The following is a 12,388-nucleotide window of genomic DNA, read 5'->3' on the forward strand; positions in this document are numbered from 1 at the left end:
AATAACGAGGCGGTATCGCCCCTCGCTCATAAAAGCTCATAAAAGTCAAACACCCAGCCCTGAAAGGGCGCAACTTAATAACGAGGCGGTATCGCCCCTCGCTCATAAAAGCTCATAAAAGTCAAACACCCGGCCCTGAAAGGGTGCAATCTAATAGCGAGGCGGTATCACCCCTCGCCTTAGCAAAATTTACAACATAAAATTTTTTGATATAAGATATACCTCATAAAATTTTTTAAATACATTTATAATATGAGTCAAGACAAAACTAAACTATGGTATTTTGAGAATTTTGACCTTATGAAAACCCTCCCTACTCGAGAGCTCATGAGATTAAACTCTTCAACAAAAATGACTGAAGCATCCAAAAAGTGCATTATATATTTTCCTGATGAAAGTTCTAATTCTGTTTACTTAATTAAACAAGGCAAAGTTAAAATTTCAAGAATTTCGGAAGAAGGTAAGGAGATTATAATTGCCATTTTAGGTCCAGGAGAAATATTTGGTGAGTCCGCTATTACAGAAAAGGGATTAAAAAGGGATGAATTTGCCGAAGCCACTGAAGATACTATTTTATGCAACATGTTTTCTGAGCTTATTCAAGAATTAATGGAGAATGATCCATCATTTGGTTTTAGAATTACTAAAATAATTGGATTTCGCTTAAAAAGAATACAATCCCGTTTTGAATCACTCATTTTTAAGCAATCAGATGAGAGAGTAAAGTCATTTATTAAAGATCTTGTGATAGATGAAGGTCAAAAAAACAGCAATGGTGAAATTGAATTAAAACTTAATCTTACTCACCAAGACATTGGGAAACTCACTGCTACCAGCAGGCAGACTGTAACAACAGTTCTTAATAATCTTGAAAAAATGAATCTAATAACTTATGGCAGGTCGAAAATAGTAGTTAAAGACCTAAGCAAGTTTTAATTTATTCTTCTCACTTAAATACCAAGTAATTACTAAGCCATATTCAAGTAATAGTACCCAAGCGTTTTCCATAAAAGGTACTGAGGCATAGGTTAGATAAGTTAAGAAAATCAGTAAGGACCATATGAGCGCGAATCGATGGTTTGAAAACACACTGATTAATACCAAAAAAGTTAAGTACCATGGATGTATTATTAAGGAAAACAGATAATATACAAAGAGTATTGTTAGAGCACTCTCAAAAAATATTTTATCGCTTTGCTTGAGTTTAGATTTGAGTGAGATGTACATAATTAGCGCAAAAGATATGATAGGAAGTAGTTTGCCAATTATTGCAATTTCATTATAACCTGAAATCTGAAATCCTATCCATCTTGCTAAATAATAAATGCTTGCATTAAATTCAAATTTCTGAAAATACAATCCTACACTATTTCCAATATTGCTTATTAGTTCTTGATTTATAAACGGCAAGAACAAAACAGAGCTTAGCAGCAGAACAAGCAAAGAATAAATAAAACCTTTTTTTAAGCCAAGCTTTTTAATGATTAATGGCAATAAAACTAAAGGAAGGAGCTTTGTGCTTACTGCCAAAGAAAATAAGATTGAAGAAAAAATAATGTTATTTATTAATAAAAAATAAAAGGAAGCAACAACAAAAAATAACATTACACCTTCAAAATGCAGATTACCACTGATTTCAACAATTACCAATGGATTTAATAAATAGATAAGAATTCTGTTTTTGGGTAATTTTAAAAAAGCAATAATTTTTGTGAGAAAAAAATAGCTGCCAATTTCAGCCAGTAAAATTACTATTCGTAAAATAATTATGGCTCCATAATTACTTGATAATGATAGCTTTGAGGCAATAAAAAAAATAAAATGTAGTACAGGCGGATATACAGAATAATAATTGGGAGAATTCATTTTAAGATAAAGCGCATTATTCATTTCACCAACAAGTAAAGATTGCTTTTGAACTTCATCAGGCAAATACAAAAAAGGATTGATACCTTCTTCAATCAAACGACCATCCCAAATAAATCGAAAGTAATCATCAGAAAGTGCGGGAACAGCCAGAATGAATATGGCTCTAAATAAAAAAGAGGATATTAAGATAAAATTAAAATTCCTATCAGATAAACTGGGCTTGAAAACAACAAATAAATAGAAAGAAAAAAGCAAGGCAATTCCGGCAAACAATTGAATACTTTCAGTTCGCTCCGTATAGTATCCTAATAGCAAATAACAAATCACAGAGATGAACACGCCTATACTCAGGATTATGTTTTCCGAACTAAATACGCTTTTATTAAAATTAAACATTAATTTACAAATACTTAAAGATCGTAGTAATGATTTTATAGCCAGCTCCAATGGTACCTTTAATAGTTCCACTTACTTTAGAATGCCCAATACGCACTCTGTATTTCACAGGGACTTCCATTGTTTTGAACTTCAGTTTTGCGGCTTTTAATTGCATTTCAACAGTCCACCCATAATTCCTATCAACCATATCAATCTCCAGAAGCTTATCGTATTTTATAGCCCTAAATGGGCCCAGATCAGTATAATTAACTTTGTAAAAAAAGTTTAATAATGTCGTTGCCAGCCAGTTCCCGAAAATTTGCTGGGGCATCATTGATCCGATTTCTCTGTTTCCTAAAGCCCTTGAACCTATAACCATATCATAATCTTGGTTTAAAATAGGAGCTATCAGTTGTGCTATTTCTTCAGGATAATCAGAATAATCGGCATCAAGAAAAATAACGATATCAGGTTTATTCTTTAGCTCTTTAAGATAAGCAAGGCCTTTTAAACATGCGTTACCATAGCCTTGATTGGGTTCGTCTACCACTGTAGCCCCTGCATTAAAAGCATTTAGGCTTGTTAAATCATTGGAATTATTGTTCACTACAATAACTTCATTTACTATGTCTTTGGGAATATCGGCTATTACCTTTCCTACCGAATTTTCTTCATTGAAAGCAGGAATAATAACAACTATGTTTTGCTTATTAATCATCAAATTCTTCAATCTTTAGCAGGTTTCCACTTGAATCATAATACTTCCAAGTACCCCATTTTCTTCCATTATACTGTTTGCCCTCTTCTGAAATAATTCCATTTAGATACTTTTTCACATAACCAGAAATTTTATCTCGCAAATAACTGGCTTCATGACGTATTTTTCCGTTTTCGTCATAACTTTCCCACCATCCGCTTCTATCGTTATCATTATAATTGCCTTGTTCTTTTAATGTGCCATCTTGGTAATAAAACTTCCAGTAGCCCTTTTTAAGCCCCTTTGTATAATTACCGTCTGAAATCAAAATACTATCTGAGGTAAATTCTCTGGCCAGACCTGAAAGTGTATCATTCCTATAGTTAACGTATTTTGAGCTTCTTTTCTGACCTATTTGTAAATAGCCCCAATAACCTTGTTTTTTATTCTGCTCATAATTACCGGCACAAATTAATGTAGTTCCAGATAAAACTTGCCACCAACCCTCAAGCAAATCGTTCACAAATGTGCCTTTATAAGTCAAATTGTGTTTAACATCTTTAATCTCCCAATAACCTTGCTTCAAATTTACTGAATCAACTACCCCATCAATTACATAATTTTCAAAATTATGTTTATTGTAGGAATTAAATGGCAGATTAATTTTCGGTATGATAGCTAAATATTCTGGCACAAAACTATTTATCGGGCTTTTTTTGCTTGTAGAGAATGAATTATTGTACTCCATTCTAGTTTCTGAACAAGCAACTAGCAGGAAAAGAAAAAAAATATACCAAAAAGAAATTTTGATCATTTTCAAATATAAAAAGTTAAATTCTTTTAGTTTGTCTTAACCCCGACATTTGATTGAGAACACAAACATTATTTTTGAAGAAAACAATAAAAACATGTTAAAACTGAAGATATACTTTTTAGCGGCATTTCTATTTTCCATTAAGGCAACATCGGCACAGTCAATTGATCACTTAACCACAAAAACGGATGAGTTTTTAAAAAAATCTGTCAAATCTGGATTGGTTGATTATTCGCTTGTAAAAAATAATATTTCCGAATTAAATGAGCTGCTTAACTTATATCAACAAATTAAACTTGAAGACAATAACGAAAGGAAGGCTATGCTCATTAATTATTATAATTTGGGTACCATAAAATTGTTAGCTGATAACTATCCCATTTCTTCACCTCAAGAAATTACTGGTTTTTTTGATAAAAATATTTTAGCATATAAAGGCGATAAACTAAGCTTAAATGATCTTGAAAACAAGATTATTAGAAAGGAATATAATGACCCTCGGGTGCATTTTGTATTGGTTTGTGGAGCTCTAGGATGCCCCCCGATCACAGATTTTGCATATGATGCTAACAAACTTGATGAGCAAATGACCCAACAAACAAAGCTGGCCTTGAATAATGCTGAATTTATTCGGGTGGATGCCAAACGTGTATTAGTTTCTGAAATTTTTAAGTGGTACAAAGAAGATTTTTTGAAAGAAAATAAAAGTATTATCCAGTTTATAAATAAGTACAAAAATACTCCTATAGATGAAAAGTCATCTATGGATTATTACACGTATAGTTGGAGGATTAACGACATTAAATCCGTAGTAAATGAAAGTGACACTCAACCTTACGATCCATCTGAACAAACTGCTAACAAGAAACTTAGTACACAAGAATTTACTCCCTCTGTGCTATATAGCAAAGGTCAATGGGAATATAAGCACTTTAATAATTTGTATAGCCAAACAGAGGGTTTTGATAATGAAGGAAACAAAGTAAAATATAATAACCGTGGGACTTATTTATCATCTATCAATCAAGTTTTATTTGGAATAAATTCTCGATTTAATGTTGGATTTGATTTTTGGATAAAATCAGTGCGGATTGATAATATAAATAGTTCACCACTTTCAACATTGTTATTCCAAAATAATACTAATGCACGTACTGCACTTTCGGGTATAGGACCTAAGGTTAAATTTCAGCCTTTTAAGCACCTAAGTCGTTTATCAATTCAAAGTACATTTTTAATTCCTACAGCTAAAGACCAAGAAGGATTATCTAATGGAAGACCCTTTTTAAGCCAGGACAGCTATATATCAATAACACAGGTTTTTTATGATCAGCCAATTGGCAAAAAAATTCAACTGTTTTTTTCTTTGTCGCCATGGGTATATATAAAGAAAAAGTCTGTAGCAAATAGAACAAGCTTAAGTTCACCACTAGATATTTTTGTAAGTTATTTCCCTACAGATAGATTTACATTGTACGCACAACAAGGGTATTGGCCAAATTATGGAGAAAATGGAATAGCGTCTTGGTTTAGTCAGCAAGGATTAGGTACAAAGTACCAAATCATTAAGGGGAAACTAGAAATTGAAAGCTCTTACACCAAATTTACAATGGGAAGAAATCAGGGTGCTGGATCTACCTATAATTTTGGTTTAAGGTTTATTCATTTATAAATTAATTTTTCTAAATACAAGGGATCTGAAAAGGTTCAAAAAAATACTAATTCTATGAATTACACTGTTTTTATATGCGTGCAAAAAAGATCCTTCTCCAAAAATTAATTCCAAAACAGGGCTTGAAATTATCTAAACGATAATAAAGGATACAAAGAAATGTTTAATTCTTTACATTTCATGATCGTCAGATGCCATAGTGAATTAAACATGCAACCTGTCTTTAATAAGTTGCATAAACCCTTGTATGTTTCCAATAGTATTTATTTCATTGCTACTTATCAGCTTTTTTATCCCATTGTTTGACTTTAAATACACCACAGGATAACTTGTCTTTTCCCTGGGGAATTCATTTTCGAAATTATCTGAGTATAAAAACTTAAAATCAATACTTAACGAACTTCTAAATTCAGTCCATTCTTTACGTTCGGAAAAATTATCAAAAGTTAAAGCACATAAATTGCAATTGTATGTTTGCGGCGAAATGATTTTATGCATAAAATCAAATGCCTTATTCCATAGATCACTTTTGGCATTGTATACGAATAGAACTTGATCTTGCATTATTGCATTAATATTTATGTCTCATTTCGGTCTATCCTCTGTTACCATTAATTCCTTCTCTCATTCTACAGCACCATGCTCAATTTCAGTTCCAGTCGCATCATTCCATCTATTTAAGATATAGATTTGTATAAAAGCTTGATAAATAGCGTATTAACAACATCCCCCACCGTCATAAAAGTAGGTTGATTCTGAGATGAAAATATCTGCTCGATTAATGGAATTTAAAGCATTGGCTGTTTTATCGCACACAGCCAAAGGTTGATTTTTTAGAAGAGTATGTCCTTTTTTATCATCAAAGAAAGCTTCATTGCCATAAAAAATCGCGGTTTTGCCTGTAAATACGCAAGGTCCATCTTCTGGCATTGGATCTTTAATTGCACACACTTCAACACTTTCAATAAAAATTATATCATTTGTGTCATAATTTTTAGGATCTAAAATACGATATGGTCTTTTAGCACGTATTTCAACTGTGCCAAAACCAACATCCGTAATCATTTTAATATAATCTTTTAAAGGCATTGCACCGCTTAAGCACAGAGCACGTAAACGTTCATCGTTTTTTAAATTTTCAGGCATTGCAGTCTCGCAAGTTGGATCAGACAATACCAATCTGCCTCTAGGTTTTAAAACACGATACATCTCTGCTAAGGCCTTCTTTAAATCATCCACTTTAAAAATATTAAACAAACAATTTTGAGCAGCAACATCAACACTGTTATCTTCTACCGGCAAATTAAGTGCATCGCCTTTTTTTAAGGTAACAAAGTCTGATTTAAACCAAGGATTTTCATTCTCAGCAATTTTAAAATTATCTCTTGATGCCTGCAGCATTTCATCCACCACATCAATCCCAATTACACCACCTTTAGTTCTGTTAAAATAAGAGAATTGTAAAAGCTCCATGCCACCACCAACGCCCACATATAAAATTGTAGGTTCATTTACTAAGTCCCGGGGATTAACAGTGCTACCACAGCCATAGTTCATCTGTTGCATAATAACAGGTATACTTAATCCTGGCAGTTGCCATATTGGTGTTGTGGTACAGCATAAGCCAACATCGGGCGTAAGAGCAGCTTGCTTATAAACATCTTTCGTTGTTTGAAGGTATGATTCTATAGACATATGTTATGTTCTAGGTGAAGTAAAACTTTCTTTCAGAGAATAAAAGAAAACGGTTAAATAGCCTAATGTGAGCATAAAATGAAAAGGTAATAATCCATAATCTTGGGATTGAAAACCTTTTATTATACCATAAGCAAAATAAAAAGCTAATGTCAATTCAAGTATATTAACCAAGCTTAAATGTGGTAATAGGTATTTATTCCTAAGCAAATTTTGTTGATTTTTATTCAAATTGAATTTTGGCGTTCTAACAAAAGGTGTTTTTTTGCCTAAGTATCCTTCCAGTACGGCAATACTATTATGCAAAGAAAGTCCCATAGAAACCGTCAAAAATAAAGGGAAAGTAACAATCAAATTTAAAATCGCAGATAATGTGTTTTTGAACCTCATTGCTGAGGAAACAAAAAACATAGTGAGCAAAATAAAAAAGCTAAATCCAAAAAGAGAAGCGATATAAAAGAAATTTTTAAACTCGGGCAAAGCAATTTTGATATGCAACAATGGAATACTCAAAATTGCACTTACGAAAATACTCAGGAAGATAGCACTATTTAATAAGTGTATCATTCCATGCCATTTTACACCCAATGATTTACTGCTGGAAAAAACTGATTTTAAATGCTTTCTCGCTGTTTCTGCACCACCTTTTGTCCAGCGGTATTGCTGAGTTTTAAGCGCACTCATTACTGGAGGCAATTCGGCAGGCGATTCAATATCTTCTAAATAAAGAAACTTCCAATCTTTTAACTGTGCTCGGTAGCTCAAATCCAAATCTTCAGTTAAGGTATCAGGTTGCCAATTTCCTGCATCAATAATACATGACTTACGCCAAATACCCGCTGTACCATTAAAGTTGATAAAACCATCATGAAAATTTCGACCTACTTGTTCTACCCTAAAATGTGCATCTAACCCAAATGCTTGTAGTTTTGTAAGGATGGAATAGTTTCGATTTAAATGGCCCCATCGTGTTTGTATCATACCTACTTTAGCATTGATAAAATACGGAACGGTTTGTATTAGAAAATCTGAATGAGGCAAAAAATCTGAATCAAAAATTGCAATATATTCTCCAGTAGCCCTTTCTAAACCAGCCTCCAAAGCTCCAGCCTTATAACCAATGCGATTGCTACGATGAACATGTTCAATGTTAATTCCTTTACTTTTCCAAACTTCTACTTTTGCTTTTACGATGTCAAAAGTTTCATCGGTAGAATCATCTAATACCTGAATCTGCAATTTTTCTTTAGGATAATCAAATTGGCAAATAGTATCAATTAATCGTTCTACAACATATAATTCATTATAAATAGGCAACTGGACTGTAACAAGTGGGTAGTAGGTTAAGTCCTTCTCATTTAAATTTTTTCTTCTTTTATTCTTTAAATACCTATAAATAAGAGTAGCTTGGGTAATACTGTATGCAAATATAAATAATAGTGCAATGGAATAAATAACGAGCACTACTATCATCAAAATCTTCATCGTCATTTATAAGCCTCTATTTTATACTATTATTCCCAATTGAAATCGGATTACTATTGATTCTGTTTTCTTCATCAGCATTTTCAAGCTTTAATACACCTCTAGGGCATACTGCCGAGCAAATTCCACAGCCTACGCAACTTGCACGAACAATATTTTCGCCCTTTTGTGCATATGCTCTTACATCAATACCCATTTCGCATGAGTTGGAACAATTACCGCAAGAAATACATTGTCCGCCATTGGTAGTGATTCTAAATTTCGATTTAAAACGTTGGAATATCCCCATATAGGCAGCTAGTGGGCAGCCAAAACGACACCAAACCCTTGAACCTAACATTGGGTAAAAACCTACTCCAATAACACCCGAAAATGCAGCACCTATCAAAAAGCCATAAGGCTGACGAAGCCAAGTATAAGTATCTAATCCGAAAATGGTACTTGTATTCGTAAAATAATTGTACAATACAGCACCTGTCATGATAAAAACAAAAACCAATATAGCATGAATAGAATAACGCTCAAATTTCCAAGCCGACACTTTTTTAGAAGATAAATGCCTAAATGAATCTCCTGCAGTTTCTGCCAAGCCTCCACAACCACATACAAAAGAACAATACCAACGCTTACCTACAAAATAAGTGATTATAGGAGTCACAAATAAGAATAAAACAATTCCCCAAACCAGATAAATCATGCCCATGGTACCACCATTTTTCATGTTATCGATATGCCAACTATCAAAGAAGTAATAATTCAATGGCCACATATTTTTAACATCTTTAGCAAAATAAGCTTGATCACTATTTAAACCTTCCATGATTTCGGGAATCAAATAGGCCAGAAAGAATTGTGAAATGATAACTACAATTGTTCTGATAATTTGATATCGATTATGACGATATTTCAAAATAAACTTATAACCCAAGCCTGTAATACACAAGGTATAAAGTGTACCGTACACAAACCACTGACTTGCCACTTTCCCGTTTAATGCCAAACTTAATGGATCAAACAATGCTACTAAACCAGTGTTGGCATTACCATTTTCGCCTAAACCTAATAATGATGGAAACCAATAAATAATTACATAAAAGCTGGTGAGAATAATGCCTACTGTCCAACCAATTATACCTCGAGAACTTAATGAACTAAACCAGACACCATTATTCTTTATACCTGGCAAGTCGTTTAGATACTTTTGACGAGCAAAAATAACCATGCCTACCAAAAGTGAACTCAGTGAAATTGGAAGATATACGTTATTATTTAACTTAACATTGAAGGAAGAAAGTACTAATATCAATAAACCAATAGCAATTAAAGCCACTGAGAATTTTTCAGTACTATTTAATTTCCCTTTGTCAGGATTTGAAATGGAAATAGATTCGTTTTTCATTTTTAAATTCCTTTAGTAATGTTAAATTGATTTCTATTAAAGGTATTCCTGATTTCTTTTTCATGTTTTTCAAAAAATTCAGGGTCAAAATTAGCTGATGATAAATTTTCAATGACATATTCAATGGTACGTCCTTCAGTTAGCCATTTATCCAAAATGACATGTCGCATACGAATACCAAAAACATTTAAGCCAACAAACTTTTGACTAGACTTTTCAAAAACGATTCTCAAACAAATTTGCCCCCTAGCGTGCTCCCAATAAAATGAAGATAAGTTTTCTGGAAGCTTTGAAGGCACATCTCCATAAGTTTGATATTCAATATCGAAGAATTTGGCTGAATTGAACCAATGTCCGGGATTATAAACTGTTTTTTCACATGTAGCAATTGCATGAGCCAGTGTTTCCCCATGCATTCTGCCTGTGTACCAAACTTGTTCTATAGGTCTTCTGCCATTTATTGGATTAATAAACTGCGCACAATCTCCAATTGCATAAATATCTTTTATGTTTGTTTCGAAGTACTCATCAACTAAAATACCTCTATCAGTATTAATTTCAGAGCCTTTAACAAAATCAATATTGGGACTAACACCCACGGTTAATCCAACAAATTCGCAATTAATAACATCCCCTTTCGATGTAACTATAGCTTTTACTCTGCCTTTTTCATCAGAAATAATTTCTTTTAATTCTGTATCAAGCCTTAAATCAACATCGTGTTCATGGATATGATTCTCGATTATTTTAGCTTCTTCAGCAGGTAAAACTATATTCCAAAAATTCTTTTCTCTAACCAAAAAGGTGACAGAAATATTTCTCGATTTAAGCATTTCAGCCATTTCTACACCAATCAGGCCACCACCAACAACTACTGCATGTTTTACCTGCTTTGTGTTCTCTACAATTAACTGAAGGTCTTGGTAGCTATACAAACCTTGCACGCCTTTTAAATCTTGTCCTGGCCATCCAAATTTGTTTGGCTTAGAACCAAGAGCCAAAACTAAAATCTCATAATTTAAATTCTCACCATTGGAAAAGCTGATTTGCTTTTTAGCAGAATCAATATGAGTAACAAATCTGTTTAATAAATTTATTCTGCTTTTCTTCCAAAAACTGTCTTCATAAGGTTTGGTGTCTTCATATCGCATGTGCCCCATGTAAATATACATCAATGCTGTACGAGAAAAATGATGATCTGTTTCTGCAGAAATTACAGTGATTGGTGCATTACATCCTTTTCGGATATTTCTGGCACAGGTAATTCCAGCCACCCCATTGCCAATAATGACAATAGATTTTGAATTATTACAGTTTTTAGTCAGTTGATGTATCACTCTTTTATAAAATCTTTACAAAATAATTATTGATTCAAATCCCAACTGTATTCTAAATAAGAGATACTTGCTTTGGGATTAATTTTAACAGCAACATACTTATTTATAAAGTCAATTAAACTAGATTTATTTGATTTAAAATCATCAGCATACCACTCAAATATTTTTGAAATTTTAAGTGCATTGGAGGAAATATTGTTTTTCACATTATCATTCAGAAAAAGTTTTGTTTGTTTTTCTAATTGCATCTCCAATTTATCAGCTGTATAAGCCTCATTTAATAATATAGGGCAAGATTTTGCCGCACAAACCAGCACAAAATGAAATCGAGCATCACCAAATGCTTTTCTTAATTTTTCATGTTCAATATTATTTAACGAATAGCTGATATTGCCGATTTTAATAAATTTAATATCCCAAGGACTTGTTTTGGTAGTGATTTTCATTTTAGTAACTACTTCATTAATACTCTTTACAGGATAGTTATCAACGATGAGTTTAACTGTAAAAGCATTGTAGGCATTAATCCAAAAAGTTTTTTGTTCACTTGCAGTCCAAGTCTTTTCATTAGGCCTATACCCAGAAAGTAGTTTTAAATAGGTATTTAATTTAACTGAATCGGTAACAAATCCTTTATAATTCACTTTACCAATACTTGAAACATTCTTTTTCAAAAGCGTATTCCATAGTTCATGTGAGGGCACTTTAGGTTGTGCAGTAGAATCAATACTAAATAGAACTAAAAAGAAAATTATTATATTTTTCATTTATTATTTTATTTTAAGATTAAAAATATTAACCAAAAATTGCGAACAAAGTTAAAATAAGACCCTACAATAGAATTATGTTTTTTATATTATAAATCCTGATGCTATTCCTATTCCAACAATTGAACCAATCAAAGCTGCACTCCTGAAATCAGCTTTATTATTTTAATAGCCAACATAATAGTTATGTCAGCACCCATTATTATTGATAAACTTAATTAATTCGTCGCTAATTAGTCCTTTGCCTAAAAATTATTAACTAAGTCAAAAAAACA

At 32.5% G+C, this 12,388-nt stretch carries 11 protein-coding genes; 2 read left to right on the forward strand and 9 right to left on the reverse strand.

Annotation, left to right across the window (positions count from 1 at the left end):
• Positions 1 to 252 precede the first annotated feature (252 nt).
• Entirely contained in the window at positions 253 to 936 is a 684-nt protein-coding gene (locus tag QZ136_RS09975) for a Crp/Fnr family transcriptional regulator (protein ID WP_291403012.1), read from the forward strand.
• On the opposite strand, the gene QZ136_RS09980 is transcribed toward QZ136_RS09975, so the two are convergent.
• The 3 genes from QZ136_RS09980 to QZ136_RS09990 are packed head-to-tail and all read right to left on the reverse strand — an operon-like array spanning position 922 to position 3,758.
• Entirely contained in the window at positions 922 to 2,265 is a 1,344-nt protein-coding gene (locus QZ136_RS09980) for a hypothetical protein (RefSeq protein WP_291403014.1), read from the reverse strand. The two genes, QZ136_RS09975 and QZ136_RS09980, sit on opposite strands and share 15 nt — an antisense overlap.
• A gap of 4 nt (positions 2,266 to 2,269) precedes the next feature.
• Positions 2,270 to 2,965, reverse strand: coding sequence for a glycosyltransferase family 2 protein (locus QZ136_RS09985; RefSeq protein ID WP_291403016.1), 696 nt, complete (start codon positions 2,963 to 2,965; stop codon positions 2,270 to 2,272).
• Complete coding sequence (locus QZ136_RS09990) at positions 2,958 to 3,758, reverse strand: hypothetical protein (RefSeq protein WP_291403018.1); 801 nt, start codon at positions 3,756 to 3,758, stop codon at positions 2,958 to 2,960. Before QZ136_RS09990 ends, QZ136_RS09985 begins: the two co-directional genes overlap by 8 nt.
• Positions 3,759 to 3,852: 94 nt before the next feature.
• On the opposite strand from QZ136_RS09990, the gene QZ136_RS09995 reads away from it, so the two are divergent.
• On the forward strand, positions 3,853 to 5,430 hold the full coding sequence (locus tag QZ136_RS09995; protein WP_291403020.1) for a DUF547 domain-containing protein: 1,578 nt from the start codon (positions 3,853 to 3,855) through the stop codon (positions 5,428 to 5,430).
• A 204-nt stretch (positions 5,431 to 5,634) separates the two neighbouring features.
• Here QZ136_RS09995 and QZ136_RS10000 read toward each other — a convergent pair whose 3' ends face one another.
• From QZ136_RS10000 to QZ136_RS10025, 6 genes are all read right to left on the reverse strand, one after another.
• Positions 5,635 to 5,994 carry a hypothetical protein gene (locus QZ136_RS10000; RefSeq protein WP_291403022.1) on the reverse strand — a complete coding sequence of 120 codons (360 nt, stop codon included), beginning with the start codon at positions 5,992 to 5,994 and terminating at the stop codon, positions 5,635 to 5,637.
• A 153-nt stretch (positions 5,995 to 6,147) separates the two neighbouring features.
• Positions 6,148 to 7,125, reverse strand: a complete 978-nt coding sequence (gene arsM / locus QZ136_RS10005; protein WP_291403024.1) for an arsenosugar biosynthesis arsenite methyltransferase ArsM — start codon at positions 7,123 to 7,125, stop codon at positions 6,148 to 6,150.
• Positions 7,126 to 7,128: 3 nt separating this feature from the next.
• Positions 7,129 to 8,610, reverse strand: coding sequence for a cellulose synthase family protein (locus QZ136_RS10010; protein ID WP_291403026.1), 1,482 nt, complete (start codon positions 8,608 to 8,610; stop codon positions 7,129 to 7,131).
• A 16-nt stretch (positions 8,611 to 8,626) separates the two neighbouring features.
• A complete protein-coding gene (locus QZ136_RS10015) occupies positions 8,627 to 10,009 on the reverse strand; it encodes a 4Fe-4S dicluster domain-containing protein (RefSeq protein WP_291403028.1) in 1,383 nt (460 codons plus the stop codon).
• Positions 10,010 to 10,011: 2 nt separating this feature from the next.
• Positions 10,012 to 11,346: an FAD/NAD(P)-binding oxidoreductase gene (locus QZ136_RS10020; RefSeq protein ID WP_291403030.1), complete on the reverse strand. Its 1,335-nt coding sequence runs from the start codon at positions 11,344 to 11,346 to the stop codon at positions 10,012 to 10,014.
• Positions 11,347 to 11,372: 26 nt separating this feature from the next.
• The gene (locus tag QZ136_RS10025; RefSeq protein ID WP_291403032.1) at positions 11,373 to 12,113 is read right to left on the reverse strand and encodes a DUF547 domain-containing protein; all 741 of its coding nucleotides are present in this window, start codon (positions 12,111 to 12,113) and stop codon (positions 11,373 to 11,375) included.
• Positions 12,114 to 12,388: the final 275 nt, after the last annotated feature.

The organism is Daejeonella sp. (genome assembly GCF_017495225.1).
GTDB lineage: Bacteria > Bacteroidota > Bacteroidia > Sphingobacteriales > Sphingobacteriaceae > Daejeonella.

What these genes read in the sequence shown, in the direction of transcription:
- QZ136_RS09990 (WP_291403018.1), bottom strand. Translation starts at nt 3,758, where the DNA reads ATGATCAAAATTTCTTTTTGGTATATTTTTTTTCTTTTCCTGCTAGTT.
- QZ136_RS09980 (WP_291403014.1), bottom strand. Translation starts at nt 2,265, where the DNA reads ATGTTTAATTTTAATAAAAGCGTATTTAGTTCGGAAAACATAATCCTG.
- QZ136_RS10010 (WP_291403026.1), bottom strand. Translation starts at nt 8,610, where the DNA reads ATGAAGATTTTGATGATAGTAGTGCTCGTTATTTATTCCATTGCACTA.
- QZ136_RS10000 (WP_291403022.1), bottom strand. Translation starts at nt 5,994, where the DNA reads ATGCAAGATCAAGTTCTATTCGTATACAATGCCAAAAGTGATCTATGG.
- QZ136_RS09985 (WP_291403016.1), bottom strand. Translation starts at nt 2,965, where the DNA reads ATGATTAATAAGCAAAACATAGTTGTTATTATTCCTGCTTTCAATGAA.
- QZ136_RS09975 (WP_291403012.1), top strand. Translation starts at nt 253, where the DNA reads ATGAGTCAAGACAAAACTAAACTATGGTATTTTGAGAATTTTGACCTT.
- QZ136_RS10025 (WP_291403032.1), bottom strand. Translation starts at nt 12,113, where the DNA reads ATGAAAAATATAATAATTTTCTTTTTAGTTCTATTTAGTATTGATTCT.
- QZ136_RS09995 (WP_291403020.1), top strand. Translation starts at nt 3,853, where the DNA reads ATGTTAAAACTGAAGATATACTTTTTAGCGGCATTTCTATTTTCCATT.
- arsM (WP_291403024.1), bottom strand. Translation starts at nt 7,125, where the DNA reads ATGTCTATAGAATCATACCTTCAAACAACGAAAGATGTTTATAAGCAA.
- QZ136_RS10015 (WP_291403028.1), bottom strand. Translation starts at nt 10,009, where the DNA reads ATGAAAAACGAATCTATTTCCATTTCAAATCCTGACAAAGGGAAATTA.